This is a genomic window from Pelomonas sp. Root1217 (assembly GCF_001425705.1).
In the GTDB taxonomy this organism is placed as follows: domain Bacteria; phylum Pseudomonadota; class Gammaproteobacteria; order Burkholderiales; family Burkholderiaceae_C; genus Pelomonas.
Map to the genome: position 1 here is coordinate 633,768 of NZ_LMDC01000023.1, position 25,079 is coordinate 658,846.

Genomic DNA, 25,079 nt, shown 5'->3' on the forward strand with positions numbered 1-25,079 from the left:
AGGGTGTTGTCTGCCGTCTGGACACGGCGCCGCGCGGCGAATGGCTGGATTCCGGACAGTGCCACCGCAGTGGACACCGAAAACGCGGGTGAACCCGCAAGGGTTTGCAGGTAGTTCGCCCCGACTTGGCGCGGGCATGGCTTTTGCGCTCCCGCTCCTGGTTCCGAACACAACAACCAGGAGACAAGCCATGACCTCTCGCCACCCGGCACGCTCGCGCCTGCAATTCGCCATCCTCGCCACGCTGGGCGCCACGATCGCCCTGCCCGCCGCCGCGCAGACCGTCGCCGCCGCCGAGCCCACGGTGACGACGCTGGACGTCGTCAAGGTCACGGCGCGCAAGCGCGAGGAGTCGCTGCAGGACGTGCCGGTCGCCGTCACGGCGCTGACGGCCGACCAGCTCGACAAGCTGGCCATCAAGGACCTCGGCGACCTGCAGGGCCAGGTGCCCAACCTGACCATCTACGCCGCGCGCGGCAGCAACACGACGCTCACGACCTTCATCCGCGGCGTCGGCCAGGCCGACCCGCTGTGGGGCGTGGACCCGGGCGTGGGCATCTATTTCGACGACGTCTACATCGCCCGGCCGCAGGGCGCGCTGCTGGATGTGTACGACGTGCAGCGCGTGGAAGTGCTGCGCGGCCCGCAGGGCACGCTGTACGGCAAGAACACCATCGGCGGCGCCGTGAAGTACGTGTCCAAGCCGCTGCCGACGGCGACCGAAGGCTCGGTGACGCTGGCGGTGGGCAACTACGGCCAGGTGACGGCCAAGGGCGGCGTGGGCACGGCGGTCAACGACGGCCAGTTCCGTTTTCGCGTCGCCGGCGCCAGCCTGAACCGCGAGGGCTACGGCAAGAACCTGACCGACGGCAGCCCCGTGAGCGACCAGGCCACGACCAGCGGCCGCGTATCCATGGGCTGGTTCCCGACCGGCTCCAGCTTCAACGCCCAGGTGTCGGTGGACCGCACCAACGACGACTCGCACATGCGCGGCTTCCAGCGCCTGAACGTCAACGCCTTCGACCCCGCCAAGACGCCGCCGACCACCGGCCGCTACGACATCGCCACCGGCATGCCCAATGCCAACCGCACCAGCAGCGAGGGCGAATCCCTGACGCTGAACTGGGGCGTCAGCGAGGCCTGGAGCCTGAAGTACATCCTCGCCCACCGCGCCTCGGACACCAACACCTCCATCGACTTCGACGGCCTGCCCAACAAGATCGCCGACGTGCGCGCCGAATACCACGACAGCTCGCAGAGCCATGAGCTGCAGGCCGTCTACGAAGGCGCCAGCAGCTCGGGCGTGCTCGGTGTCTATTACTTCGACGGCCGCGCCGGCGGAACGGTGCGAAACAACTTCTTCAACCTGAGCTTCGGCACCACCAACGGCCTGGTCTACACCCAGGGCAAGGCCGTCTTCGGCGACTGGAGCTGGCGCCTGAGCCCGGCCTTCAGCGTCAGCACCGGCCTGCGCTACACCCAGGAGAAGAAGCGCGCCGTCGTGCTGAACCAGGCCTTCGCCAACGACCAGTTCAGCGGCAACCCCATCGCCGTGCCGGCCAATTTTGACAAGAGCCTGTCGGTCAGCAACACCTCGCCGCGCCTGTCGCTCGAGTACAAGGCCAGCAAGGAAATCAAGCTCTACACGACGGCCTCGCGCGGCTTCAAGAGCGGCGGCTACAACATCCGCGCCAACACCGTGGCCTTCCCATCCTCGGGCCGGCCCTTCGCCGACGAGAAGCTCGACTCGCTGGAACTGGGCGCCAAGATGATCCTGGACGGCGGCCGGCTGGAGCTGAACACGGCGCTGTTCCACAACAAGTACAAGAACGTGCAGCTGTCGGTGTTCACCAGCTACACCCAGCCCAATGGCCAGCCCGGCTTCTTCGGCGACTTCACCAACGCCGGCAAGGCGACGGTGCAGGGCGCCGAGGTCGAGTTCCTGTGGATGCCGACGACATCCTGGCGCATCAGCGGCAACCTGGCCACGCTGGACGCCAAGTACGACGAGTACTTCGACCGCGGCGTCAACGTGGCCGCCCAGAAGAAGTTCACCAACACGCCGAAGTACCAGGCCAGCCTGAACCTGGAGCACAACGCCAGGCTGGCCATGGGAACGCTGCGCTCGCGCCTGGGTGTCACTCATCGCAGCAAGGTCTACCCGACGACCGACCTGTCCGAGTCGCTCGCCCAGGACGCCTACACGCTGGTGAACGCCGGCCTGATCTGGGAGAAGGACGCCAAGCTGAGTTTCTTCCTGCAGGGCAGCAACCTGACCAACAAGGCCTACAAGACCGACGGCTACAACATCGCGGCCCTCGGCGTGCTGAACGCCTACTACGGCGCACCCCGCACCTTCACTGTCGGCGGCACGTTCAAGTTCTAAGCGTGCGACTGAGCGGTCTCGGCCTCGCCGAGGGGGCGGGGCCGGCGCGGTACATTGCGCCGGTCATGCCCCTGTCCAAAAACCAGACACCCGCGTCCGCCGGCATCCCGCAGGATGTCGACGGGCTGCTGCGTCTGGCCGCGCAGTCGATGTTCGACGTGCTGGCGCGGTCGACCGAAGGGATGATGGTCATCGACCGCAACCACCGCGTCGTCTGGATCAGCGAGGGCTACAAGCGCTTCCTACCGGCGCTGGGCTTCAACGACGAGCACGAGTTCGTCGGCCGCCCGGTCGAGGACGTGGTGCCCAACACGCAGATGCTGCAGGTGCTCGACACGGGCAAGCCGGTGCTGGTGGACCTGTTGACCAACAAGGCGGGCACCTTCCTCGTCAGCCGCCTGCCGCTGCGCAATGACGCGGGCGAGGTCATCGGCGCCTTGGGCCTGGTCCTGCTGGACCACCCCGAGACGACGATGCAGCCGCTGATCCAGAAATTCGCGCGGCTGCAGCAGGAGCTGGAGGACACGCGGCGCCAGCTCGCCGCGCAGCGCCGGCCCAAGTACACGATCGCCAGCTTCATCGGCGCCAGCCCCGCGGCGCTGGAGGTCAAGCGCCAGGCGCGTCGCGTGGCGCAGACCGACTCCACCGTGCTGCTGCTCGGCGAGACCGGCACCGGCAAGGAGCTGATGGCCCACGCCATCCACGCCGCATCGCGCCGCGCCCACCGGCCGCTGGTCAGCGTCAACATCGCCGCGGTGCCGGACACGCTGCTGGAAGCCGAGTTCTTCGGCGTCGCACCCGGCGCCTATACCGGCGCGGACCGCAAGGGCCGCGACGGCAAGTTCAAGCTGGCGGATGGCGGCACGCTGTTCCTGGATGAGATCGGCGACATGCCGCTGGCCTTGCAGAGCAAGCTGTTGCGCGTGCTGCAGGAGCAGGAGGTGGAGCCGCTGGGCAGCAACACGGTGCTGCGCGTGGATGTCCGCGTCATCGCCGCGACCAGCCGCGATCTCGCCGCCATGGTCGCCGCCGGCCAGTTCCGCGCCGACCTGTACTACCGCCTCAACGTGCTGCCCATCCGCGTGCCGGCCCTGCGCGAGCGGCTGGACGACATCGAGGCCCTGGCCGAGGCCCTCGGCGAAGACATTGCCCGCCGCAGCGGCATGCCGCAGAAGCTCTTGAGCCCCGACGCCATCGAATGGCTGATGCAGCAGGCCTGGCCCGGCAATATCCGCGAGCTGAGGAACACGCTGGAGCAGGTGAGCCTGATGAGCGACGACATGCAGCTCACCGCAGCGCATTTCCAGGGCGGTCCGGCCTTGCCGGCCGCTCCCGCACCCGCACCCAAACCGGCGGCCCCCGCCATGACCACGGCCCACGCCGTCGCCCCCTTGCCCGAGCTGATCGAGGCCCTGGAACGCGACGCCATCGCCCGCGCGCTGCAGGCGACCGGCGGCAACCGCATGGCGGCAGCGCGGCTGCTGCAGATTTCCCGGGCCTCGCTGTACGAAAGACTGGCGCGCTGGCCGGACCTGGAAGTCCAGCTTTCGGACAACGCCTGAATTTCGGACACTCCGCCCGTCCCTAACGGCCAAAAACCTCGGGACAACCCGAACGAATTCTGCCGCCGGCGACCCTTCCCCGCCGGGCACGGCCCTTGCAAAAAGGGAAGACACCGTCTGCCGACAGGGCAGGCCTGACGAACTTCAGGAGACAAGCCCCATGCGCCTCACCACGCGCCGCTTTGCCATCGCCGCCGCCACCGTCGCGGTCGCCCTGCCCGGCCTCGCCCTGGCTGCCGGCAACGAGATCCGCATCGCCCACGTCTACAGCAAGACCGGCCCGCTGGAGGCCTACGGCAAGCAGACGCAGACCGGCTTCATGATGGGCCTGGACTACGCCACCGGCGGCACCATGACGGTGGCGGGCAAGAAGCTCGTCGTCATCGAGAAGGACGACCAGGGCAAGCCCGACGTGGGCAAGAGCCTGCTGGCCGCGGCCTATGGCGACGACAAGGCCGACATCGCCGTCGGGCCGTCGTCCAGCGGCGTGGCGCTGGCCATGCTGCCGGTGGCCGAGGAGTACAAGAAGATCCTGCTGGTGGAGCCGGCCGTGGCCGACTCCATCACCGGCGACAAGTGGAACAAGTACATCTTCCGCACTGGCCGCAACTCGTCGCAGGACGCCATCGGCAACGCCGTCGCTTCCGACATTGCCGGCTTGAACATCGGCATCCTGGCCCAAGACTACGCCTTCGGCCGCGATGCCGTGAAGGCCTACAAGGAAGCGCTGAAGAAGGCCAGGATCGTCCACGAGGAATACCTGCCCACGGCGACGACGGACTTCACCGCGGGCATCCAGCGCCTGGTGGACGCACTCAAGGACAAGCAGGGCCCCAAGGTCATTGCCGTCGTGTGGGCAGGCGCCACGCCGCCCTTCGGCGCGCTGGCCGCGCTGGACCTGCAAAAGCGCTACGGCATCGGCGTGGGCAGCGGCGGCAACATCCTGCCGGCCATGACGGCCTACAAGCAGTTTCCGGGCATGGAAGGCGCGACCTACTACTACTTCGGCATCCCGAAGAACCCGGTCAACGAATGGCTGGTGGCCAACCACTACAAGCAGTTCAAGCAGCCGCCCGATTTCTTCACGGCCGGCGGCATGAGCGCGGCGATTGCGCTGGTGGAAGCGCTGAAGAAGATCGGCGGCGACACCACGACCAACAAGCTCATAAAGACCATGGAAGGCATGAGCTTCGAGACGCCCAAGGGCAAGATGACCTTCCGCGCCGAAGACCACCAGGCGATGCAGTCGATGTATCACTTCCGCATCAAGGTGGACCCGGCCTTCCCGTGGGGCGTGCCGGAGTTGGTGCGAGAGATCAAACCCGAAGAGATGCAGGTTCCGATCAGGAACAAGCGCTAAGACCGCCAAGTCAAAAGGCAACCACAGAGGCACGGAGACACAGAGGAAGCGCTCCGTGTCGGCAGTTCTCCGTACCTCTGTGCCTCCGTGGTTGCATTTCCTTCCCAGTCCATGCTCGAAACCAAGAATCTGACGATCCGCTTCGGTGGCCATGTGGCCGTCGCTGGCGTGTCGTGCGCCTTCCAGCCCGGCACGCTGACGGCCATCGTCGGACCCAACGGTGCCGGCAAGACGACCTACTTCAACCTGATCTCGGGCCAGCTGCCCGCGAGCAGCGGCGAGGTGTGGCTGGACGGTGAGAACCTGACCAGGCTGCCGGCGCCGGTGCGCACGCGCCGTGGCCTGGGGCGGGCCTTCCAGCTGACACAGCTGTTCGCGCACCTGACCGTGCTGGAGAACGTGCGGCTGGCGGTGCAGGCACGGCGCGGCAAGGGGCTGCGCATGCTGTCGGTGTGGCTGTCTCACAAGGAGCTGATCGACGAGGCCCGCGCCATCCTCGACCGCGTGCGCCTGGGTTCGCGTGCCGATGACTTCGCGGCCAGCCTGCCGCATGGCGACCAGCGCAAGCTCGAGGTGGCCATGCTGATCGCGCTGGATCCCAAGGTCTACCTGTTCGACGAGCCGACCGCTGGCATGAGCGTGGACGAGGTGCCCGTCGTGCTGGACCTGATCCGCGCGCTGAAGGCGGAGAAGAAGCACACGCTGCTGCTGGTGGAACACAAGATGGACGTCGTGCGCGAGCTGGCCGACCGCATCATCGTCTTGCACCAGGGCAAGCTGGTGGCCGACGGCGACCCGGCGACGGTGATCGCGTCGCCTATCGTGCAAGAGGCCTACCTGGGGGTTGCGGCATGAACTTGCTCGAACTGAAGGGCGTCCACACCCACGTCGGGGCGTATCACATCCTGCATGGCGTCGACCTCGAAGTGCCCGCTGGCCAGGTGACCATGCTGCTGGGCCGCAATGGCGCGGGCAAGACGAGCACCTTGCGCACGCTGATGGGCCTGTGGACGGCCAGCAGCGGCTCGGTGTGGTTCAAGGGCGAAGAGATCACGAAGCTGGCCACGCCTGACATCGCCTCGCGCGGCATTGCCTATGTGCCCGAGACCATGGGCATCTTCGGCGAGCTCAGCGTGGCGGAGAACCTGCTGCTGGCCGCCCGCTCGGCCAAACGGTTGGCGGATCTGGATGCGCAGCGGCTGGATTGGCTGTTCGGTTTGTTCCCTGCGTTGAAGACGTTCTGGCAGCACCCGGCGGGCAAGTTGTCGGGTGGGCAGAAGCAGATGCTCGCCATCGCGCGCGCCATGATCGAACCGCGGGAGCTGTTGGTCATCGACGAACCCAGCAAGGGCCTGGCGCCGGCCATCGTGCAGAACCTCATCACGGCGCTGCGGGAGTTGAAGAAGACGTCGCAGGCGACGGTGCTGCTGGTGGAGCAGAACTTTCGGGTGGCGGCTGAGCTGGGCGATTCGGTCGCGGTGATGGATGACGGAAGGATCGTGCATCGCGGGGCGATGCGAGAGTTGATCGAGGACGCGGCGCTGCAGCAGCGGTTGCTGGGGTTGTCGTTGGGAGCGCATCAATGATCTGGGTCGCTCTTGCGAAGAGCCTCTCGACTCGTTGCAGTGAGCCGGGAGCCCGCCCCGGCAGGGCGGGTAACTTTTCTCTGACGCGCCAGAGAAAAGTCACCAAAAGAGGAGCGCTCAACGCAATCCGCACTCGAGCAGCGGCATGCGTTCGCGTTGCTCGGACTGGAGTACGCCCCCAAGCGACCCGCTGCGCTCTCGCTGCTGTCCCTGTGAAGAGAACCATCCATCGCCCCTTCACGCCGGTTAACGCCGGCTGCACGCCGCGCTCATCAGGAAATGCCAAACGGCCGCGTCGCCCGAGCGACGCTGCATTCGGTTTTGCTCGTGAGCACGGCGTGCAGCCGCGCGTCGGACGGGCTGATGGTGCGATGGATGCTGCTCGTGACAAGTCAGACGCGAGAGCGCAGCGGTTCGCTTCTTGTCGAAATGCCAGCGGCTGTTTTCGCGCGCCGCTCCTCGCGGCGCCGCGATCGTGTGCGGTTCAGGGCCTCTTCTTTGGTGACTTTCTTCTGGCCCCGCAGAAGAAAGTTACCCGGCCGCCGGGACGGACTCCCGGGAAGCACATGCTCCGCCAAAGCAACCCACGCGAGTAGCGAGCCCATGAAACTCGACCCCCGCCCCCTCGCACTGCTGGCAGCAATCATGCTTCTAGCCCTGCCCCTCACCGGCAGCCCCAGCACCTGGCTCAACCTGACGCTGGCCGGCATCGCCATGGGCTTGATCATCTTCGTCATCGCCTCCGGCCTGACGCTGGTCTTCGGCCTGATGGACGTCCTCAATTTCGGCCACGGCGTCTTCATCGCCCTCGGCGCATTCACGGCCACCACGGTGCTGGCAGCCCTCGCCCCCTGGGCCACCTCCCCCGACGCCGCCACCAATCTCGCCGCCCTGGCAGCCGCCTGCACAGCCGGCATGGCCGTCGCCGCCGCCGTAGGTGTCGTCTTCGAGCGCGTGCTCGTGCGCCCCGTCTACGGCCAGCACCTCAAGCAGATCCTCATCACCATGGGCGGCATGATCATCGGCGAGGAGCTGATCAAGGCCACCTGGGGCGCGCAACTGATCCCGCTGCCGCTGCCCGATGCACTGCGCGGCATCTTCCTTTTTGGCGATGTCGCGGTCGAGAAGTTCCGCGTGCTGTCCATGGTCATCGGCCTGGTCGTGCTGGTCGGCCTGCTGCTCGTGCTGAACCGCACCAAGATCGGCCTGCTCATCCGCGCCGGCGTGCAGGACCGCGAGATGGTCGAGGCGTTGGGCTACCGCGTGCGGCGCCTCTTCGTCGGTGTGTTCGTCGCCGGCGCCGCGCTGGCCGGGCTGGGCGGCGTGCTGTGGGGCCTTGTGCAGCAAGGCGTCACGCCGCAGATCGGCGCGCAGGTGAACCTGCTGCTCTTCATCGTCATCATCATTGGCGGCCTCGGCTCGACCGTCGGCTGCCTCATCGGTGCGCTGCTGGTCGGTCTGGTGGCCAACTACGCCGGCTTCATCGCACCCAAGGCCGCGCTGTTCTCCAACATCGGGCTGATGGTCGCCATCCTGCTGTGGCGCCCGCAAGGCCTCTACCCGGTGGGCGCCAAATGATCCGCGCGCTGCTTTCGCATGACCTGCCGCGCAGCCGCATCCTCGGCGCGCTGCTGGTCGCCTGCTTCGTCGGCCTGCTCGGCGCGCCCTTCATCTTCCCGGGCACCCAGGCGCTGAACGTCGCGGCCAAGATCCTGGTCTTCATCCTGCTCGTCGCCAGCTATGACCTGCTGCTTGGCTACACCGGCATCGTCAGCTTCGCGCACACGATGTTCGTCGGCATCGGCGCCTACGGCATCGCCATCGCGTCGACGCGGCTGGGGTCGGACTGGACATCTCTGGGCATCGGCTTCATCGCCGCCCTCGCACTCAGTGCCGTGCTGGCGCTGGCCATGGGCCTGGCCAGCCTGCGCGTGAAGGCGATCTTCTTCGCGATGATCACGCTCGCCGTGGCTTCGGCCTTCATGACGCTGGCTTCGCAGCTCTCCGAATTCACCGGCGGCGAGGACGGGCTGAACTTCCAGCTGCCTGCCGCGCTGCGGCCCTCGACGGAGTTCATGGAAGAGCCTGTCCTCGGCGTCATGCTCGACGGCCGGCTGCTGACCTACTACCTGCTCTTTGTCGCGGTGACGCTGTTGATCGCGCTGCTGCTGCGCATCGTCAACTCGCCGTTCGGCCGCGTGCTGCAGGCCATCCGCGAAAACGAGTTCCGCGCCGAGGCCATCGGCTACCGCACCGTCATCTATCGCACCGGCGCCAACATCGTCGCGGCCCTGCTGGCCTGCTGCGGCGGCGCCTTGCTGGCCTTGTGGCTGCGCTACACCGGCCCGGAAACGGCCATGAGCATGGAGATCATGCTGGACCTGCTGCTCATCGTCGTCATCGGTGGCATGGGCACGGTCTATGGCGCGGTCATCGGCAGCGTGCTCTTCATCGTCGCGCAGAACTACCTGCAGGCGCTGCTCAAGGCGGCAGGCTCGCTCGTCGATGGCGTGCCCGTGTTGAGCACCCTGGTCTCGCCCGACCGCTGGCTGCTGTGGCTGGGCCTGCTTTTCGTGCTGGCGGTCTACCACTTCCCGGGCGGCATCGTCGGGCGGCTGCGGCTGGGCGCATGGACGCGCGGGAGAGCGAAAAAATGAGATCGCGCTATGTCAACTGCCTGGGTCGCGAGATCCATGTCACCGAGTGGGGCGACCCGGCCGCACCGCCGGTCATCGCCTGGCACGGGCTCGCACGCAACAGCCGGGACTTCGACGAATTCGCGGCGGCGCTCAGCGCACGCTGGCACGTCGTTTGCCCGGACACGCCCGGCCGCGGCCTGTCGCAATGGGCGATCGACCCGGCGCGCGAGTACTGCCTGGAGTTCTATGTCGAACAAGCCGAAGCGCTGCTGGACCAACTGGGCCTGGACAAGGTTCATTGGGTCGGCACCTCCATGGGCGGCGCCATCGGCACGCTCGGTGCCGCCACGCGCCTGCGCAACCGCATCCGCCGCCTGGTGCTGAACGACAACGGGCCTGAGCTGGCCGCCACGGCGCTGGCACGCATCCAGAGCTATGCCGGCCAACCGCCAAGCTTCGTGACGGTCAGCGAACTGGAAGCCTATTTCCGCGAGATCTACGCCAGCTTCGGTCATCTGTCCGATTCGCAGTGGCGCCACCTCACGGAAACCTCGCTGCGCCGCCTGCCCGACGGCCGCGTGACGCCCCATTACGACCCGGCGCTGGTGCAGCAGTTCGAGCATCACCCCGACGACTACGCGTTGTGGAGCGCCTGGGACGAGCTCGACCTGCCCGTGCTGTGCCTGCGCGGCGAGGACTCGACCTTGCTGACCGCCGAGACCGCGCAAGCCATGCGCGAGCGCGGCCCGCGCGCGGCCGTGGCGCTCATTCCCGGCTGCGGCCATGCCCCGGCGCTCAACACGCCCGAGCAGATCGGGCTCATCGAGCGCTTCCTCGCCGCCGGGCAAACCCCGTGAATGCCCGTAAGCCAGCGTCAGGCTTGAAGGCCTAGAGTCGCGCAGCCAACCCAGACGTCCATGAGCGAATACATCCTCGAGACCCAGGACCTGACCAAGGAGTTCAAGGGCTTCACCGCCGTGGACTCGGTGAACCTGCAAGTGCAGCGCGGCCACATCCACGCGCTGCTCGGACCCAACGGCGCGGGCAAGACCACCTGCTTCAACCTGCTGACCAAGTTCCTGACGCCGACACGCGGGCGCATCGTCTTCGCCGGCACCGACATCACCGGCGAGAGCTCGGCCCAAATCGCACGCCGCGGCGTCATCCGGTCCTTCCAGATCTCCGCCGTCTTCCCGCACCTGACGGTGCTGGAGAACGTGCGTATCGGCCTGCAGCGCTTCACCGGCACGAGCTTCCATTTCTGGAAGGGGTTGACGGGACTGAAGACCTTGGACGCCAAAGTGTTGTCGCTGCTGGAGCTGGTCGACCTGCGCGACATGGCCCAGTTGAAGGCTGCGGATCTGCCCTATGGCCGCAAGCGGGCTTTGGAGATTGCGACCACGATGGCGATGGAGCCGCAGCTGATGCTGCTGGATGAGCCGACCCAGGGCATGGGGCATGAGGACGTGGACCGCGTGACGGCCTTGATCAAGCGCGTGGCCGAAGGGCGCACGGTGCTGATGGTGGAGCACAACATGAAGGTGGTGGCCAGCATCGCGGATCGCATCACAGTGTTGGCTCGTGGTGCTGTCTTGGCGGAAGGCGACTACGCGACGGTGTCCAAGGATCCGGCGGTGTTGGAGGCGTACATGGGCACCGAGGCGACTGAGTTGGTGGGGGCGCATTGACGATGGTTGCCCGCTCGGTGCTTCTGCTTGGTGGCCGGTGTCGTGCCGGGAGTCCCGCCCGGCGGCGGGGTAACTTTCTTCTGCGGGGCCAGAAGAAAGTCACCAAAGAAGAGGCCCTGAACCGCACACGACCGCGACGCCGCCATGAGCGGCGCGCGAAAACATTCGTCGGGGACGGCTCGACGAAGCGAACCGCTGCGCTCTCGCGTCTGACTTGTGACGAACGCGCTCCCTCGCCACACATGCCCGTCCGACGCGCGGCTGCACGCCGTGCTCACCAAAACAGCCCAATGCAGCGCCGCTCGGGCGGCGCGGCCGAGCAGCACTTCCGGTGCCGTCGCCCCAGCGACGCAGCAATTCCTGATGAGCCCGGCGTGCAGCCGGCGTTAAGCGGGGAGGTGGTGCGATGGCTGGTGCTCGTCACAGGGACAGCAGCGAGAGCGCAGCGGGTCGCGTCTGCCCGAAATGAAGCTGAGCGTTTTCGCGCGCCGTTGTCGGCGGCGTGGTACTCGCGTGCGGTTCAGGGCCTCTTCTTTGGTGACTTTCTTCTGGCCCCGCAGAAGAAAGTTACCCCGCCGCCGGGCGGGACTCCCGGCAATCTCCCGATGAGCAGCTGGCTCCGCTGAGCAAGCCAACAAAACCCATGGCCACCCCAGCCCTCGAAATCACCAACCTCCACGCCTGGTACGGCGAAAGCCACATCCTGCACGGCATCAACCTCAGCGTGCAGCCCGGCCAGGTCATCACCCTGCTCGGCCGCAACGGCGCCGGCCGCACCACCACGCTGCGCGCCATCATGGGTTTGACGGGCGCACGAAAAGGCTCCATCAAGGTCCATGGTGAAGAGACCATCAACCTCTCCACCCACCGCATCGCCAACCTCGGCATCGGCTACTGCCCCGAGGAGCGCGGCATCTTCGCCAGCCTGACGACCGAAGAGAACCTGCGCCTGCCGCCGCTGCTCAAGAGCCGGCGCGGCAAGGTCATGAGCGAGACCGAGATCTACGCGATGTTCCCCAACCTCGCGGAGCGGCGCAGCAGCCCCGGCACGCGGCTGTCCGGCGGCGAGCAGCAGATGCTGGCCGTGGCGCGCATCCTGCGCACCGGCGCCGACATCCTGTTGCTGGACGAGATCTCCGAAGGCCTGGCCCCCGTCATCGTTCAGGCCCTGGCGCGCATGATCAAGGCGCTGAAAGCCCAGGGCTTCACCATCGTCATGGTGGAGCAGAACTTTCGCTTCGCCGCGCCGCTGGCCGACCATTTCATCGTCATCGAGCACGGCGAAGTCGTGCTGTCCTTCCCCGCCGCCGACCTGCCGGCCCACCAGGCCAAGATGGACGAGCTGCTCAGCGTCTAACCCGACAACACACTGGAGACAACCATGAAGAAGACTCTCATCGCCACCGCTCTCGCCACCTGCGGTTTTGCTGCCCAGGCCCAGATCTCCGGTGACGTCATCAGGATCGGCTTCCTGACCGACATGTCCAGCGTCTATGCCGACATCGACGGCGCCGGCGGTGTCGAGGCCATCAAGATGGCCATCGCCGACCTCAAGGGCATGACGGCTGGCAAGAAGGTCGAGCTGATCTTTGCCGACCACCAGAACAAGGCCGACGTCGCCTCGGCCAAGGCGCGCGAATGGATGGACACCCAAGGCCTGGACCTGCTGGTGGGCGGCACCAACTCCGGCGTCAACCTCGCCATCGCGACCGTCGCGGCCGAAAAGAAGAAGCCGTTCATCTCCATCGGCGCCGGCAGCTCCGCGCTGACCAATGCCAATTGCACGCCCTACACCATCCACTACGCCTACGACACCGTGGCCCTGGCCAACGGCACCGGCGGCGCTGTGACCAAGGCCGGTGGCAAGAGCTGGTACTTCCTGACCGCTGACTACGCCTTCGGTGCGGCGCTGCAGGCCGACACCACGGCGGTTGTGCAAAAGAGCGGCGGCACGGTCAAAGGCAGCGTCAAGCACCCGCTGAACGCGAGTGACTTCTCCAGCTTCCTGCTGCAGGCGCAGGGCTCGGGCGCGCAGATCCTCGGCCTGGCCAACGCGGGCGGCGACACGATCAACACCATCAAGGCCGCCAACGAGTTCGGTATCACCAAGACCATGAAGCTCGCCGGCCTGCTGATGTTCATCAACGATGTGCACTCCCTGGGCCTGAAGACCACCGAAGGCATGTACCTGACCGACTCCTGGTACTGGAACCAGAGCCCCGAGGCGCGTGCCTGGAGCCGCCGCTTCTTCGACAAGATGAAGCGCATGCCCTCGTCGCTTCAGGCTGCGGACTATTCGGCCGTGACCCACTACCTGAAGGCCGTCGACGCCACCAAGACCGACGACGCCGACAAGGTCATGGCCAAGATGAAGGACACGCCGATCAACGACTTCTACACCAAGGGCACCATCCGCAAGGAAGACGGCCGCGGCATCCACGACATGTTCCTGATGCAGGTGAAGTCGGTGAAGGAATCGACCGAGCCCTGGGACTACTACAAGGTCGTGACGCGCATCCCCGGCGAAGAGGCGTTCACAAAGCTGGCCGATTCCAAGTGCCCGCTCGTCAAGAAGTGATCGGCTGACTGGCATGAGGAAATGCAACCACAGAGACACAGAGGCACAGAGAACGGCCTTTGACTCTTTTGTATTTCCTCCGTGTCTCTGTGCCTCTGTGGTTGCCTTTGAAACTGACGCCTCATGACCGAGTTGTTTGGAATCCCGCTGCCGGCCCTCCTGGGCCAGCTGCTGCTCGGCCTGGTCAACGGCTCGTTCTACGCGATGCTGTCGCTGGGCCTGGCGGTCATCTTCGGCATGCTCAACATCATCAACTTCGCCCACGGGGCGCTGTACATGATGGGGGCCTTCTTCGCCTGGATGGGGCTGGAATACCTGGGCCTGAACTACTGGCTCATGCTCGGTCTCGCGCCGCTCGCGGTCGGCCTCATCGGCATCGTCATCGAGCGCACGATGCTGCAGTGGCTCTACAAGCTGGACCACCTCTACGGCCTGCTGCTGACCTTCGGCATCACCCTCGTCATCGAGGGCGTGTTCCGCTCGGTCTACGGCGTCTCGGGCCAGCCCTACCAGGTGCCCGAGGCGCTGCAGGGCGCCACCAACCTCGGCTTCATGATCCTGCCCAACTACCGGGCCTGGGTCGTCGTCGCCTCGCTCATCGTCTGCTTCGCGGTCTGGGCGCTGATCGAGAAGACCTCGCTGGGCGCCAAGCTGCGCGCCGGCACCGAGAACCCCAAGCTCGTTCAGGCCTTCGGCATCAACGTCCCGGCCATGGTCACGCTGACCTATGCCGGCGGCGTGGCGCTGGCGGCCTTTGCCGGCGTGCTGGCCGCGCCCATCCTGCAGGTGTCGGCGCTGATGGGCACCAACCTCATCATCGTGGTGTTCGCCGTGGTGGTGATCGGCGGCATGGGCTCCATCCTCGGCTCCATCCTGACCGGCCTGGGTCTCGGCATCGTCGAAGGGCTGACCAAGGTGATCTACCCCGAGGCGTCCAACACGGTCGTGTTCGTCGTCATGGCCATCGTGCTGCTCGTCCGACCGGCCGGCCTGTTCGGCAAAGAGAAATGAACAAGAAGCTCATCGGCTATGCCGCGCTTTTCATCGGCATCGCGCTGCTGCCGCTGCTCGGCGTCTACCCCGTCTTCGTGATGAAGGTGCTGTGCTACGCCCTCTTCGCCTGCGCCTTCAACCTGCTGGTGGGCTTCACCGGCCTGCTGTCTTTCGGCCATGCGGCCTTCCTCGGCACGGCCGCCTATGTGACCGGCCATGCACTCAAGGTCTGGGGCCTGCCGACGCCGGTGGGCATCCTCGTCGGCGTGGGCGGCGCGGCCGCCGTGGGCCTGCTGTTCGGCCTGCTGGCCATCCGCCGCTCGGGCATCTACTTCTCGATGATCACGCTGGCGCTGGCGCAGATGCTGTACTTCTTCTTCCTGCAGGCGCCCTTCACCGGCGGGGAAGACGGCCTGCAGTCGGTGCCGCGCGGCAGCTTCCTGGGCCTGCACCTGGAGAACGACCTGGTGCTGTTCTACGTCGTGCTGGGCATCTTCATCGCCGCCTTCTGGCTGATCTACCGCATCGTGCACTCGCCGTTCGGCCAGGTGCTGACCTCGATCCGCGAGAACGAGGCACGCGCCACCTCCCTGGGCTATGACACCGGCCACTTCAAGCTGCTGGCCTTCGTGCTGTCGGCGGCGCTGGCCGGTCTGGCCGGCTCCACCAAAACGCTGGTACTGGGCTTCGCCACGCTGACCGATGCGATCTGGACCACGTCGGGCCTCGTCATCCTGATGACGCTGGTGGGCGGCATGGGCACGCTGGTCGGCCCCATGGTGGGCGCGCTGGTCATCATCGCGCTGGAGAACAAGATCGGCGACTTCGGCAATTGGCTGGGCGAGCTGACCGGCGTGGCCTGGTTCAACAGCCTGGGCGAATCGGTCAGCCTGGTCACCGGGCTGATCTTCATCGTCTGCGTGCTGGCGTTCAGGCGCGGGCTGGTGGGTGAGGCGATGGCGTTGCTGGAGCGCAAGCCGAAGCCTTCTTCCTGAACACCAGCACATTGCCCGCCATCACCAGTGCCAGGCCCACCAGGGCTGGCGCCGTCCAGCGGTAGCCCTCCACCCAGGCCGACACATTCAGCGCCACGACGGGGAACAGCACCGTGCTGTAGGCCGCCCGCTCGGGGCCGAGCCGCCCGACCAGCGTCAGATAGGCTGTGAAGCCGATGACCGACCCGGGGATGGCGAGATACAGCAGGGCGCCGACATAGCGGGTGCTCGCGTCGAACGTGAAAGGCAGGCCGGCCAGCAGCGCATAGCCCGTCAGGATCGCCGTGCCCACCGCCATGCCCCAGGCATTGGTCTGCACCGGCTTGAGGCCCTGCTGCTGCAGCGCGGCCGACAGCAGATTGCCGGTCGAAAAGCACAGCGTGCCACCCAGCGCCCAGGCCAGGCCGGCCGGGCTCGCGTGGCCACCGCTGATTTCGGGCCAGAACAACAACACCAGCCCGGTCAGGCCCAGCGCGCCACCCGCCAGGACCTGCGGCGCGACGGCGCGGCCATGGATGAGACGGGCCAGCAGCGCATTCCACAGCGCCGCGCTGGAGAACACCACGGCGACGAGCCCGCTGGCCAGCGTCTGGCTGGCGTTCAGGAAACAGACGAAGTTCAGGCAGAACAGACACAGTCCCTGGGCGAGCATCCAAGTGAGCGCCCGCCCACGCGGCACGACGAGCTGGCGCCGCCAGGCCAGCCAGGCGAACAGCACCAGGGCCGCGAGGCCGAAGCGGTATGCGATGGACAGCGCAATCGGCACGGGGCCCAGTTGCCACTTCAGGGCAATCCAGGTCGTACCCCAGATCAGCACGACGAGCAGGTAGAGGAAGGCATTCATGCCCGCCATCGTGGCGCCGCGGGCGGCCGTGCGATTGCATATTCCTGCGCATCGTCGGCCTCAGGCCGGCATGGGGAAGGGCTTAGCACCTAGCATCGCTGCATGCTTGACCTGACCGCCGGTGCCACGGCCGACCAGCCCGTCTTCGACGTGCTGGGCCGCTCCAGCGCGCGCCGGGAGCGCGAGCTGGCACTCCCCGACAGCCTGCGCCTGGTGCAGTGGTGCAACGACGGCGGGCGCATGGACTACCAGCGGCCCGGCCACCACACGTTGTCCGTCTACCTGCAGGGCGGGCACGACACGCACCTCATCGAGACGCCCGGCGAGACCGGTTCGCCCGGCTGCCACTGCATCCTGCCGGCCGAGCACGAGTCGCGCTGGAACGTGGCCGGGCCGCTGCGCTTCGTGCATCTCTACCTGTCCGAGGGTGCCTGGGCCGACCGCATCGTGCGCCTGCTGGACGCCGAACCCCGCGCCATCACGCTGGAGCAGCGCATCTTTGGCGAAGACGCCACGCTTGCCGCCTGGGCCCAGGGCGTTGCGATGTGCGACTGGCAGGACCCCGTCGAGCGCCTGCGCATCGATGTGCTGAGCCAGGCCGCGCTGGACCATCTCGTGCTGCGGGCCGCCCAGCCGCGGCTGCGTGAGCGGGCCGAACGCTCGCTGGGCGGCTTGTCCGGCGCGGCGCGGCGTCGGGTGCTGGATTTCGTTGATGCCCACCTGGACAGCGCCGAGCTGAGCCTGCCCCGGCTGGCCGCCCAGGCTCACCTGTCGGAATTCCATTTCGCGCGCATGTTCCGCACTTCCATGGGTTGCACGGTGCACGCCTGGGTCGCTGCCCGCCGCCTGGACCGTGCCCGCACCCTGCTGTGCGACACCACCCTGCCCCTGGCCGATGTCGCCGCCGCCTGCGGCTATGCCGGCTCCAGCCATCTGAGTCGCCACGTCAAGGCGGGCCTGGGCGCCACGCCGGGCCAGTACCGGCGCACCATGGGCCTGCGCTGACTGCTGCCAGTACGCCGTCAGCATTCACTGGCGAGTTAGGGGGAGCGCGCCGCGGCGACATGGCTCACCATTCAGTCCATGGCCACGTCAGCCCGCTTCAAGTTCACCGCCACGCTCGTGGTGTCGGTGCTGGCGTGCGTCCTGACGCTTTTCGTGCCCGGTGAGGACGACGCGCCGGGTAGCGCAACCCACACTGCCAGCCTGTTGCCACCGCCCCAGCGCTGAATTCCAGCCGCCCCGGCGTGACAAACGGCGCCACCTGGGCCTTCCTCGAAAGGCCAGTTCGCGAAGCGGACACTCACTGGCCCGATGATGTGCGACTTTGAAGTAGCGCACTTCCCCCGAAGATGAACGAGCTGTTGACCTGGCCCCTGGCCGCCGTGGCGGTTGCCGTCGTGCTGTTCCTGCTGTGGCTCGGCCGACGCCGGCAACAAAAGGCCCGTGCCGACGCCCAGCGCCGCGAGGCCGAGCGCCTCATGCTGGCGCAGGCCGAATATGCGACTCGCGCCCAGCGCGTGCCCGCCGAATCCGCCCGCCAGCAGGCCGACGATGGGGCCCTGCGCGAGATCGAGGCTGCCCTGTCCCAACGCCTGGGTCAGCAGCGCGCCGAGGAAGAACAGCTGGAGGCCGAGCGGGCGCGCGTCGAGCACGAGGAAACCCTTCGCTTTGAGGCCCAGGCGCAGGCAGCCCGCGAGGCCGCCGAGGCCCAGCGCCTGGCAGAACAACGTGCCGAGGCCGAGCGGCGCGAAGCCGACGAGCGGGCCGCCCGCGAGGCCGCCGAAGCGGCCGAAGCCGAACGCGTGGCGCAGGAACGTGCCGAGGCTGAGCGCCTCGCCCAGGAAGCCGCCGCCCGCGAAGCCGAGGCACGCCGCCTGGCCGACCTGAAGGCCCAACAAGAAGCCGAGGCCGAACGCCAGGCCCGCGAACAGGCCGCCCGCGAGGCTGCCGAGCTGCAGCGCCTGGAGGACGAGCGCGCCGCTCGAGAAGCAGAAGCCCTCAGGCTGGCCGCCAAGCAGGCCGAGGCCGAGCGCGCGGCTGCCGCCCGACGCCTGGCGGACGAACAGATCGCGCGCGAAGCCGCTGAACGTGCCACCGCTGCAGCTGCTGCTGCGGCCGCGGCGGCGCAGCCCACCCGTGAGCTGCGCGCCGACGAGACCCTCGTTCTCGTCGCCGACGACTCCAAGATCGTGCGCGTCAAGATCAGCCGCCTGCTGGCCGGCCAGAGCTATCGCGTCGCGCTGGCTGAGAGCGGCGAGCAGGCGCTGGAGCTGATGGCCGCCGAGCGTCCGCACCTCTTGATCACCGACGTCGAAATGCCCGGCATCGACGGCTTCGAGCTGACCCGCCAGGTGCGCGCCGCCGCCGTGACGGCCGAACTGCCCGTCGTCATGATCACGTCCTCCGACGACAAGCAGGCCGAGGCCGCCGCTGCTGGAGTGACCCAGCTGCTGGGCAAGCCCTATTCGGAAGAGGCGCTGATCGCCGCCATCGAGAAAGCCCGGCTCGCAGTGCGAGTCCCCGCCTAAGCAGCCTTTTGCAACTCGCGCGCCCATCGCGGCGCCCATTGCAGCAGCGGCTCGATGGCCACCAGCAGTGAGCGCCCCTGCGGCGCCAGCCGATAGCCACTGCCCGCGTCATGTTCGACGAGCAGGGCCTGGCGCAGCTCCGTCAGCCGCTGGTTCAGCACCGAAGCCGACAGGTCGCCGCAGGCGACCTGCAGGGCGCGGAAGGTCAGGCTCGCATCCTCACCCCGCAGCTCCCACAGGATGCGCAGCGTCCAGCGGCGGTGAAAGAGTTCCAGCGCGGCATTGATCGCGTCCTTGCCGGAGGCGGGCGTGTCCGTCGTGGTCAGCTTTGCGAGGCGTTTTGTCGTCATGCTTTGATTTTAGAAGCAAGCTCGGCTAGAGTTCACCCACCACAACGCTTCTAATTTCGAAGCATGAGCACGCACACACCCCGCATTGCCCCGCAAACCCTGCCGCTGCCGTCCGACCTGGCCGAGCGCATGAACCGCCTGCTGCCGGCTGGCATGCAGCCGCCGCAGATCTTCCTGACCGTGGCGCGCCACGGCGAGCTGTTCAAGGAGATGGTGGACACCGGCTTGCTCGGCCCCACCGGCCTGGCCGACCGCAAGCGCCTGGCGCCCATGCTGCGCGAGACCATCATCCTGCGCACCTGCGCCATGGCAGCCTGCGACTACGAGTTCAACCTGCACGAGCAGACGATCTCGCGGCGCATGGGCCTGGGCGATGCGCAGATCGCCGACCTGCGCAAGGCCAAGCCCGATGCAGCGCTGTGGACGCCCGAGCTGGCGGCCGTGCTCCAGCTGGTCGACGGTCTCGTCCAGCATCTGGACGTCGACGACGCGACCTGGGCCGCGCTACGCCGCCACTTCGACGAGCCCGCGCTGATCGAGATCACGCAGCTCGTCGGCCACTACACCGGCGTGGCGATGCTGGCCGCCTTGGCAAGGCCGGGTTTCGATCATTACCGCTAACGGCTATCGTCGGGCCGCAGGGACAACTCCGACGCAGACATGGAATTCCAAAGATTCACCGCACCCGACGCCGCGGCGCTCGAAGTCAGCATTGACGTGCACCGGGCCAGGCTGGCGCAGGCATTGCAGGTCGGTGACGAGCTGGGCCTTGTCGATCACACGGGCGACCTGGCAGGTCTGCTGACGACGGCTCGCCGCGAGGCCGAAGCCCTGGCGCTGCTGCAGCAACAATTGGACCGCGTCGAGCAGTTCTCCAACTCGGAGGTGTCCGGCGGGTTCTGGAATGCCTACGCCACGGCGCTGCAATACAACGGCCAGCATGCCCAGGCGGAACCGGCCTTCGCCAAAGCGCTGGCGCTGTCACGCGCCGGCGGTTGGCTGCGGCTGCAATCCTTTGTGCTGCAGCACTGGGGCCGCAGCCTGGTGGAGCAAGGCGATCTGGATCAGGCGCAGCTGAAGTTCGAAGAAGCGCTCGCGATTCGCCAGCAGTTGAACGACCCGCGACAGGCCTCCACCGAGAGCGCCCTGTCCGGCCTGGCGGCGTTGCGCGCGCAAGCTGTCCGCCCATCCCATTGAGCCAAGGAACCCCGCCATGAATGAAGCTCTGCTCCAGGGCAGCTGCCACTGCGGCGCCGTGCGCCTCACGCTGCCCTTCGCCCCTGAGAAGGCGACCCGATGCAACTGCTCGATCTGCCGCCGCCTGGGCGGCCTGTGGGCCTATTACGAGTTCGGCACCGTCAAGGTTGAAGGCCACCCCGAGCACACGGCCGAGTACGTCTGGGGTGACAAGACCCTGCGCAATTTGCGCTGTGCGCATTGCGGCTGCTCGACGCATTGGGAGCCGCTGGTTCCCGAGGCCGGCGCCCGGCATGGCGTGAACCTGAACAATTTCGACCCGCGGCTGCTGGAAGCGGTGCAGGTGCGCCGATTTGATGGCGCCGACACCTGGACGTTCCTGGATTGATGACAGGTCAGCGCCGCAGGCCCGACCAGCTCACCTCGTTCAAAAAGCTCACGTCCAGCTTGGCTGGCGACTGCGCGCGGTCCAGCAGGAACACGCTGTCGCCGCGTGCCTGCAGAATTTTGCCCATGGCCAGGGTCAACGGCACCTCCACCACCGGCAGCCTCGGATAGTCGGACGTGACCCGCACGAGGTTCCTGCCAATGCGCGTCACCGTCACGGTCACGCCACTCCTGGACGAACCCTTGGAGTCCGAGATCACGTCGCCCTCGTACGTGCCTTCGGCGGCATCGCCCAGATCGGGCTTGCGGCGCGGCTCGTCGGCAGCGCCAGCACGCAGCGTCCAGGGCGCCAGCAGTGCGGCGGCGGCGAGGCGGACCACATCGGATCGACGCAGGATCATGGACGTTCTCCTTCGAGAATCGAGGGCCCGATGCTAGCGACGCCGCGCCCTCTAGACTGTGGGCATGCACCTCAACATCGTCGTCTATTCCAAGTCCGCCTGCCCTCAATGCGATACCGCCAAGAGCCTGTTGAAGGCCCGCGGCCTCGCCTTCGAGGAGATCAAGATCGACGACGAGGATCAGCGCAAGGCCTTCTACGAGAAGTGCGGCCCGTCCGTTCGTCAGATGCCGCAGATCTTCATCAACGACCAGCGCGTGGGCGGTGCGGATGGGCTTCGGGCGGCTTTCGTGCAGCTGAAGATCTGAGTCCCTCTCAACGCTTCACGGCCGCCAGCAGCTTGGCCGTGAACTCGTTCAGGGCCGGCCCGTTGTCGATCCAGCGCACGACGGCGACGATGTCGTTCTCCCAGTCGATGTAGATGATGTTCTGGCCATTGCCGCGGAAGGTCACGCTGCTTTCGGGCGCCGCGGGCAGGGCCTTGCGGCCGGTGTTGAGGAACCAGTTGCAGTAGCCGTACTCGGCGTTGTCCGGCCCGGGCTGGCGGGCCTTGGTGATCCAGTCGCGCGAAATGAGCTGGCGGCCGGCCCACTCACCGTGGCGCAAGTGGAGATAGCCGAAGCGCGCCATGTCCCAGGCGTCGATGAACATGCCGCCGCCCCAGTGGCCGCCGCCCGAGACCGATTGCATGCGCTGGCCGTCGAGCTCCACCCAGCTGTTGTCATAGCCGTGCCAGCGCCAGCGGCTGGAGGCGCCGATGGGGTCCATGACGCGCTCGCGCAGCACCTCGGGCAGCGGCCGGCGCCAGATCTGCAGCGCGGCCAAGGCGAGCACGTTGACGCGCACATCGTTGTACTTGTAGTGCCTGCCCGGCTCGTACAGCGGGCGGTTCGGCCAGTCCTCGGGCGTCTTGCCCACGGGTCGGTCGGCCCAGTCCGGCTTGCCCCACAGCGTGCCCTGCCAGTCGCTGGTCTGGCGCAGCAGGTGCTCCCAGGTGATGGGCGCGTTATGCGGCGTGGCGAACAGGTCGACACCGGGCGGCATGGCGTCGGCCACGCGCTCGTCGGTGCTCTTGATCAAACCCTGCTGCCAGGCCACGCCCACGACCGTCGACAAAAAGGTCTTGGTGACGCTGTGCGACATGTCGACACGCCGCGTGTCGCCCCATTCGGCCACCAGCTTGCCGCGATAGACGACGAGGCCGTTGGCGGCGGCGCGCTCGCGCGTAGGGCCGATCTGGCCACCGAAGTAGGGCTCGGCCTTGCCAAAGGTCTGGGCCAGCGCCAGGGCTTGGTCGCGCGGCAGCGGGTTGTCGTGGGCCTGGGCGTAGGCGACGGCCTCGGCCAGCTTGGCGGCGTCGACGCCCATCGCGGCCGGCTCGGCGCGCTGCCAGTCGCCACGGGGTGGAAAGTAGGCCGGCTCGGCGGCGGCAAACGTCCAGACGAAGCTGGCGAGAAGGACAAATCGACGGCGGCTCATCGGGCCATTGTGGCCAGAGCTTGCACCGTTCGGCCGTCTCGCGCGAGGCGAAAAAAAACCGGCTCAGAAGAGCCGGTCATTCACAGGGCGCCGCTGGGTTCAGTAGCGACCACCGCCGAAGCCGCCCGTGCCGTAGCCGACATCGGCACGCTTGGCTGCGGTGTAGCCAGCTGCGCCATAACCGCTCGAATCCTTGTTCGCTTCGCGGGGACGGGCCAGGCTCACGACGATGGCGCGGCCATCGACGGACATGCCGTTCAGGGCGGCAATGGCGGCCTGGGCGACGTCGGCAGAAGCCATTTCCACAAACCCGAAGCCCTTGGAACTGCCGGTTTCCCGGTCCATCATGACCTTGGCCGAGGAAACGCTGCCGAACTCGGCAAAGTTGCTTTTGAGGCTGGCATCGGTCACGGAATAGGGCAGGTTACCCACGTAAATCTTGTTGCTCATGGACGAGCCTTTCTGAGGATTGACGCACCGCGAGGATGCGGATGCGGATCTGCGAATCGGAGTCCGCAGCGATTGGGATGTCGACGGGAACTGGCGGAGCCAGATCGTCAGCATCCAGGGTGGGTTGGCATGCACGCTTGCAGCCAGCCCTGAGTGACGGCGAACAGCCGAGCAGCTTCGCGTGACGCAAACGTCGTTTCGAAGCGGAACTCACGACGTTGACTGTCGTTGCCCTGGGCCCGGCGAACCGAGAAAGAGGCGCGAAAGCGGCCACAGTCGGTCGGGTGTGTCGCGGGCGAAACGACGTACTTGCCCATGGAGATGGCGTTGTTCGAAATCTTGTTCAGTCAGGGTTGCCAGGCTTGAGTCGCCCGGCGGGAGTGCTTTTTGGCTCGGTTGTCGGCCAAGAAGTGTCGAAGGCCGCTATTCGCGACCCTTGGCGCCGTAAACAACAGGCGTGATCACGGCGACCACGGATTATATCTTTTCTTGAATATTCATATGAATCGTTATTTCTTTTGGTGTTGAATTGATCACGCCGGTGCACAACCGCCGTGACAGTGCCCCACCGCGTTCGAGCAGGAAGCCGCGCAGCCTCTGCGCATAACCCGGCGCGACGGCCTGCCGCACCGAGGGCCGCCCTGCCAGCGCCTCGCGCCAGGCCTGCACCCGCGGCAGGCCATCGAACAGGGCCTCGGGCGGGATGACGTCGAAATAGCGGAACACCGGGCCGAAGACGGCATCGACGAGGCCGAAGCGCCGGCCGGAAAACCAGGGGCCGTCGCTCAGGACCGCCTCCAGTTGCTCGAAGCGAGAGCGCAACGCAGCGTAGGTGCGATCCAGGGCAGCTTCATCGGCCGCGCTGTAGAGCACGGCGATGCCGCTGAGCACGGCCGAGCCAAACTCCATCCAGGCCCGCTCGCGGGCGCGGGCCAGCGCATCCGGAGGATGCAGGCGCGGCGGCCGCGTCTCGTCCAGGTATTCGCAGATGACGGCGGACTCGAACAGCGCCTCGCCATCGACAACCAGCACCGGCGTCTTGCCCAGCGGCGACAGGCGCAGGAACCAGCCCGGCTTGTGGGCGAGGTCCACATTCACGCGCTCGAAGGCCACGTTCTTCTCCCTCAGCACGATGGCCGCACGCTGGACGTAGGGGCACAGGGCGTGGCTGACCAGGGTGAGGCCGCCGCTCATGCCGCGCGCCAGGTGAACCGAGCGCTGCGCTTGATCGCGGCGGCGCCATCGCCGGCCAGCCACAGCACGACGGACATCGCGGCCAGGAAGACCGGGTACTCCCAGCCGCCGCCGGGTGCGGTGAACACCCAGCCTTTGGGCGCGTGCACCCAGGCCGCACCGAGCAGGATGGGCAGCAGGGCCAGCGCGGCCTGGCGCGGGTACAGGCCCAGCAGCAGCAACGCGCCGCCGAAGGCCTCGGCGGCGAAGACGGCATAGGCCAGCGAGCCGGGCAGGCCCTGGCCCGCAAAAAACTGCGCGGTGCCCGGCAGCGTGAAGACAAACAGCTTGAGCCCCGCATGCGCGAGGTACATCAAGCCCAGGGACAGGCGCAGCAGCAGCAGGCCGGCAGAGGTCGAGGCATTCATCAGCAGCTCCAGGTGTGGTGGTGATGCGTTCAATGTAGGCAGGCAACCGGCGC

General features: G+C 67.1%; 28 protein-coding genes. 20 read left to right on the plus strand and 8 right to left on the minus strand.

Annotated features, from left to right (window positions below):
• The first annotated feature begins 190 nt into the window (after positions 1–190).
• From ASC95_RS17180 to ASC95_RS17240, 13 genes are all read left to right on the plus strand, one after another.
• Positions 191–2,386, plus strand: a complete 2,196-nt coding sequence (locus ASC95_RS17180; protein WP_057298919.1) for a TonB-dependent receptor — start codon at positions 191–193, stop codon at positions 2,384–2,386.
• Between the two features lie 65 nt (positions 2,387–2,451).
• Positions 2,452–3,948 (plus strand): sigma-54-dependent Fis family transcriptional regulator, encoded by a 1,497-nt coding sequence (locus ASC95_RS17185; protein WP_057298920.1) that lies wholly within the window; start codon positions 2,452–2,454, stop codon positions 3,946–3,948.
• 160 nt (positions 3,949–4,108) lie between these two features.
• The gene (locus ASC95_RS17190) at positions 4,109–5,308 is read left to right on the plus strand and encodes a substrate-binding domain-containing protein (RefSeq protein WP_057298921.1); all 1,200 of its coding nucleotides are present in this window, start codon (positions 4,109–4,111) and stop codon (positions 5,306–5,308) included.
• Positions 5,309–5,419: 111 nt separating this feature from the next.
• Positions 5,420–6,163 (plus strand): ABC transporter ATP-binding protein, encoded by a 744-nt coding sequence (locus ASC95_RS17195; protein ID WP_057298922.1) that lies wholly within the window; start codon positions 5,420–5,422, stop codon positions 6,161–6,163.
• Entirely contained in the window at positions 6,160–6,894 is a 735-nt protein-coding gene (locus tag ASC95_RS17200) for an ABC transporter ATP-binding protein (protein ID WP_057298923.1), read from the plus strand. The genes ASC95_RS17195 and ASC95_RS17200 overlap by 4 nt, the downstream gene beginning before the upstream one ends.
• A 603-nt stretch (positions 6,895–7,497) precedes the next feature.
• Positions 7,498–8,472: a branched-chain amino acid ABC transporter permease gene (locus tag ASC95_RS17205; protein ID WP_057298924.1), complete on the plus strand. Its 975-nt coding sequence runs from the start codon at positions 7,498–7,500 to the stop codon at positions 8,470–8,472.
• Positions 8,469–9,551 carry a branched-chain amino acid ABC transporter permease gene (locus ASC95_RS17210; RefSeq protein ID WP_057298925.1) on the plus strand — a complete coding sequence of 361 codons (1,083 nt, stop codon included), beginning with the start codon at positions 8,469–8,471 and terminating at the stop codon, positions 9,549–9,551. The genes ASC95_RS17205 and ASC95_RS17210 overlap by 4 nt, the downstream gene beginning before the upstream one ends.
• A complete protein-coding gene (locus ASC95_RS17215; RefSeq protein WP_057298926.1) occupies positions 9,548–10,390 on the plus strand; it encodes an alpha/beta fold hydrolase in 843 nt (280 codons plus the stop codon). Before ASC95_RS17210 ends, ASC95_RS17215 begins: the two co-directional genes overlap by 4 nt.
• Before the next feature lie 60 nt (positions 10,391–10,450).
• Positions 10,451–11,221, plus strand: a complete 771-nt coding sequence (locus ASC95_RS17220) for an ABC transporter ATP-binding protein (protein ID WP_057298927.1) — start codon at positions 10,451–10,453, stop codon at positions 11,219–11,221.
• A gap of 643 nt (positions 11,222–11,864) precedes the next feature.
• Positions 11,865–12,578, plus strand: a complete 714-nt coding sequence (locus ASC95_RS17225) for an ABC transporter ATP-binding protein (protein ID WP_057298928.1) — start codon at positions 11,865–11,867, stop codon at positions 12,576–12,578.
• Positions 12,579–12,602: 24 nt separating this feature from the next.
• Positions 12,603–13,799, plus strand: a complete 1,197-nt coding sequence (locus ASC95_RS17230) for an ABC transporter substrate-binding protein (protein ID WP_057298929.1) — start codon at positions 12,603–12,605, stop codon at positions 13,797–13,799.
• Positions 13,800–13,922: 123 nt separating this feature from the next.
• Positions 13,923–14,810 (plus strand): branched-chain amino acid ABC transporter permease, encoded by an 888-nt coding sequence (locus ASC95_RS17235; protein ID WP_057298930.1) that lies wholly within the window; start codon positions 13,923–13,925, stop codon positions 14,808–14,810.
• Positions 14,807–15,787 (plus strand): branched-chain amino acid ABC transporter permease, encoded by a 981-nt coding sequence (locus ASC95_RS17240; protein ID WP_057298931.1) that lies wholly within the window; start codon positions 14,807–14,809, stop codon positions 15,785–15,787. Before ASC95_RS17235 ends, ASC95_RS17240 begins: the two co-directional genes overlap by 4 nt.
• Here the strand turns inward: ASC95_RS17240 and ASC95_RS17245 are convergent.
• A complete protein-coding gene (locus tag ASC95_RS17245; protein WP_057299067.1) occupies positions 15,723–16,631 on the minus strand; it encodes a DMT family transporter in 909 nt (302 codons plus the stop codon). The two genes, ASC95_RS17240 and ASC95_RS17245, sit on opposite strands and share 65 nt — an antisense overlap.
• Before the next feature lie 102 nt (positions 16,632–16,733).
• On the opposite strand from ASC95_RS17245, the gene ASC95_RS17250 reads away from it, so the two are divergent.
• The 3 genes from ASC95_RS17250 to ASC95_RS17255 all read left to right on the plus strand — a co-directional run bounded on the left by ASC95_RS17250 (position 16,734) and on the right by ASC95_RS17255 (position 19,162).
• Positions 16,734–17,636, plus strand: coding sequence for an AraC family transcriptional regulator (locus tag ASC95_RS17250; protein ID WP_057298932.1), 903 nt, complete (start codon positions 16,734–16,736; stop codon positions 17,634–17,636).
• A 78-nt stretch (positions 17,637–17,714) separates the two neighbouring features.
• Positions 17,715–17,861, plus strand: a complete 147-nt coding sequence (locus ASC95_RS30780; RefSeq protein ID WP_157256365.1) for a hypothetical protein — start codon at positions 17,715–17,717, stop codon at positions 17,859–17,861.
• 122 nt (positions 17,862–17,983) lie between these two features.
• Positions 17,984–19,162: a response regulator gene (locus ASC95_RS17255; RefSeq protein ID WP_057298933.1), complete on the plus strand. Its 1,179-nt coding sequence runs from the start codon at positions 17,984–17,986 to the stop codon at positions 19,160–19,162.
• On the opposite strand, the gene ASC95_RS17260 is transcribed toward ASC95_RS17255, so the two are convergent.
• Positions 19,159–19,512 (minus strand): helix-turn-helix domain-containing protein, encoded by a 354-nt coding sequence (locus ASC95_RS17260; protein WP_057298934.1) that lies wholly within the window; start codon positions 19,510–19,512, stop codon positions 19,159–19,161. The genes ASC95_RS17255 and ASC95_RS17260 overlap by 4 nt on opposite strands.
• Positions 19,513–19,575: 63 nt before the next feature.
• Here ASC95_RS17260 and ASC95_RS17265 point away from each other — a divergent pair, with 63 nt between their 5' ends.
• The 3 genes from ASC95_RS17265 to ASC95_RS17275 are packed head-to-tail and all read left to right on the plus strand — an operon-like array spanning position 19,576 to position 21,097.
• Entirely contained in the window at positions 19,576–20,133 is a 558-nt protein-coding gene (locus tag ASC95_RS17265) for a carboxymuconolactone decarboxylase family protein (protein WP_057298935.1), read from the plus strand.
• 39 nt (positions 20,134–20,172) lie between these two features.
• Positions 20,173–20,709 (plus strand): tetratricopeptide repeat protein, encoded by a 537-nt coding sequence (locus ASC95_RS17270; RefSeq protein WP_057298936.1) that lies wholly within the window; start codon positions 20,173–20,175, stop codon positions 20,707–20,709.
• A gap of 16 nt (positions 20,710–20,725) precedes the next feature.
• Positions 20,726–21,097 (plus strand): GFA family protein, encoded by a 372-nt coding sequence (locus ASC95_RS17275; RefSeq protein ID WP_057298937.1) that lies wholly within the window; start codon positions 20,726–20,728, stop codon positions 21,095–21,097.
• A 7-nt stretch (positions 21,098–21,104) separates the two neighbouring features.
• On the opposite strand, the gene ASC95_RS17280 is transcribed toward ASC95_RS17275, so the two are convergent.
• Complete coding sequence (locus tag ASC95_RS17280) at positions 21,105–21,497, minus strand: hypothetical protein (protein ID WP_057298938.1); 393 nt, start codon at positions 21,495–21,497, stop codon at positions 21,105–21,107.
• 64 nt (positions 21,498–21,561) lie between these two features.
• Here ASC95_RS17280 and ASC95_RS17285 point away from each other — a divergent pair, with 64 nt between their 5' ends.
• Entirely contained in the window at positions 21,562–21,804 is a 243-nt protein-coding gene (locus ASC95_RS17285; protein ID WP_057298939.1) for a glutaredoxin domain-containing protein, read from the plus strand.
• Between the two features lie 7 nt (positions 21,805–21,811).
• On the opposite strand, the gene ASC95_RS17290 is transcribed toward ASC95_RS17285, so the two are convergent.
• The 5 genes from ASC95_RS17290 to ASC95_RS17305 all read right to left on the minus strand — a co-directional run bounded on the left by ASC95_RS17290 (position 21,812) and on the right by ASC95_RS17305 (position 25,026).
• Positions 21,812–22,975, minus strand: a complete 1,164-nt coding sequence (locus tag ASC95_RS17290) for a serine hydrolase (protein ID WP_057298940.1) — start codon at positions 22,973–22,975, stop codon at positions 21,812–21,814.
• A 99-nt stretch (positions 22,976–23,074) separates the two neighbouring features.
• Complete coding sequence (locus ASC95_RS17295; protein WP_057298941.1) at positions 23,075–23,425, minus strand: RNA-binding protein; 351 nt, start codon at positions 23,423–23,425, stop codon at positions 23,075–23,077.
• A 107-nt stretch (positions 23,426–23,532) separates the two neighbouring features.
• Positions 23,533–23,742, minus strand: coding sequence for a hypothetical protein (locus tag ASC95_RS31965; protein ID WP_082567865.1), 210 nt, complete (start codon positions 23,740–23,742; stop codon positions 23,533–23,535).
• A 160-nt stretch (positions 23,743–23,902) separates the two neighbouring features.
• Entirely contained in the window at positions 23,903–24,619 is a 717-nt protein-coding gene (locus ASC95_RS17300; protein ID WP_057298942.1) for a glutathione S-transferase family protein, read from the minus strand.
• Positions 24,616–25,026, minus strand: coding sequence for a DoxX family membrane protein (locus ASC95_RS17305; RefSeq protein ID WP_057298943.1), 411 nt, complete (start codon positions 25,024–25,026; stop codon positions 24,616–24,618). Before ASC95_RS17305 ends, ASC95_RS17300 begins: the two co-directional genes overlap by 4 nt.
• Between the last annotated feature and the right edge of the window lie 53 nt (positions 25,027–25,079).

Excerpts from the sequence above, each read along its gene's own strand:
- ASC95_RS17235 (WP_057298930.1), top strand. The coding sequence starts at position 13,923 with ATGACCGAGTTGTTTGGAATCCCGCTGCCGGCCCTCCTGGGCCAGCTG.
- ASC95_RS17205 (WP_057298924.1), top strand. The coding sequence starts at position 7,498 with ATGAAACTCGACCCCCGCCCCCTCGCACTGCTGGCAGCAATCATGCTT.
- ASC95_RS17190 (WP_057298921.1), top strand. The coding sequence starts at position 4,109 with ATGCGCCTCACCACGCGCCGCTTTGCCATCGCCGCCGCCACCGTCGCG.
- ASC95_RS17305 (WP_057298943.1), bottom strand. The coding sequence starts at position 25,026 with ATGAATGCCTCGACCTCTGCCGGCCTGCTGCTGCTGCGCCTGTCCCTG.
- ASC95_RS17180 (WP_057298919.1), top strand. The coding sequence starts at position 191 with ATGACCTCTCGCCACCCGGCACGCTCGCGCCTGCAATTCGCCATCCTC.
- ASC95_RS17200 (WP_057298923.1), top strand. The coding sequence starts at position 6,160 with ATGAACTTGCTCGAACTGAAGGGCGTCCACACCCACGTCGGGGCGTAT.
- ASC95_RS31965 (WP_082567865.1), bottom strand. The coding sequence starts at position 23,742 with ATGGGCAAGTACGTCGTTTCGCCCGCGACACACCCGACCGACTGTGGC.
- ASC95_RS17245 (WP_057299067.1), bottom strand. The coding sequence starts at position 16,631 with ATGAATGCCTTCCTCTACCTGCTCGTCGTGCTGATCTGGGGTACGACC.
- ASC95_RS17230 (WP_057298929.1), top strand. The coding sequence starts at position 12,603 with ATGAAGAAGACTCTCATCGCCACCGCTCTCGCCACCTGCGGTTTTGCT.
- ASC95_RS17280 (WP_057298938.1), bottom strand. The coding sequence starts at position 21,497 with ATGATCCTGCGTCGATCCGATGTGGTCCGCCTCGCCGCCGCCGCACTG.
- ASC95_RS17195 (WP_057298922.1), top strand. The coding sequence starts at position 5,420 with ATGCTCGAAACCAAGAATCTGACGATCCGCTTCGGTGGCCATGTGGCC.
- ASC95_RS17240 (WP_057298931.1), top strand. The coding sequence starts at position 14,807 with ATGAACAAGAAGCTCATCGGCTATGCCGCGCTTTTCATCGGCATCGCG.
- ASC95_RS17285 (WP_057298939.1), top strand. The coding sequence starts at position 21,562 with ATGCACCTCAACATCGTCGTCTATTCCAAGTCCGCCTGCCCTCAATGC.
- ASC95_RS17255 (WP_057298933.1), top strand. The coding sequence starts at position 17,984 with ATGAACGAGCTGTTGACCTGGCCCCTGGCCGCCGTGGCGGTTGCCGTC.
- ASC95_RS17185 (WP_057298920.1), top strand. The coding sequence starts at position 2,452 with ATGCCCCTGTCCAAAAACCAGACACCCGCGTCCGCCGGCATCCCGCAG.
- ASC95_RS17270 (WP_057298936.1), top strand. The coding sequence starts at position 20,173 with ATGGAATTCCAAAGATTCACCGCACCCGACGCCGCGGCGCTCGAAGTC.
- ASC95_RS17210 (WP_057298925.1), top strand. The coding sequence starts at position 8,469 with ATGATCCGCGCGCTGCTTTCGCATGACCTGCCGCGCAGCCGCATCCTC.
- ASC95_RS17220 (WP_057298927.1), top strand. The coding sequence starts at position 10,451 with ATGAGCGAATACATCCTCGAGACCCAGGACCTGACCAAGGAGTTCAAG.
- ASC95_RS17290 (WP_057298940.1), bottom strand. The coding sequence starts at position 22,975 with ATGAGCCGCCGTCGATTTGTCCTTCTCGCCAGCTTCGTCTGGACGTTT.
- ASC95_RS17260 (WP_057298934.1), bottom strand. The coding sequence starts at position 19,512 with ATGACGACAAAACGCCTCGCAAAGCTGACCACGACGGACACGCCCGCC.
- ASC95_RS17275 (WP_057298937.1), top strand. The coding sequence starts at position 20,726 with ATGAATGAAGCTCTGCTCCAGGGCAGCTGCCACTGCGGCGCCGTGCGC.
- ASC95_RS17265 (WP_057298935.1), top strand. The coding sequence starts at position 19,576 with ATGAGCACGCACACACCCCGCATTGCCCCGCAAACCCTGCCGCTGCCG.
- ASC95_RS17215 (WP_057298926.1), top strand. The coding sequence starts at position 9,548 with ATGAGATCGCGCTATGTCAACTGCCTGGGTCGCGAGATCCATGTCACC.
- ASC95_RS17250 (WP_057298932.1), top strand. The coding sequence starts at position 16,734 with ATGCTTGACCTGACCGCCGGTGCCACGGCCGACCAGCCCGTCTTCGAC.
- ASC95_RS17295 (WP_057298941.1), bottom strand. The coding sequence starts at position 23,425 with ATGAGCAACAAGATTTACGTGGGTAACCTGCCCTATTCCGTGACCGAT.
- ASC95_RS17225 (WP_057298928.1), top strand. The coding sequence starts at position 11,865 with ATGGCCACCCCAGCCCTCGAAATCACCAACCTCCACGCCTGGTACGGC.
- ASC95_RS17300 (WP_057298942.1), bottom strand. The coding sequence starts at position 24,619 with ATGAGCGGCGGCCTCACCCTGGTCAGCCACGCCCTGTGCCCCTACGTC.
- ASC95_RS30780 (WP_157256365.1), top strand. The coding sequence starts at position 17,715 with ATGGCCACGTCAGCCCGCTTCAAGTTCACCGCCACGCTCGTGGTGTCG.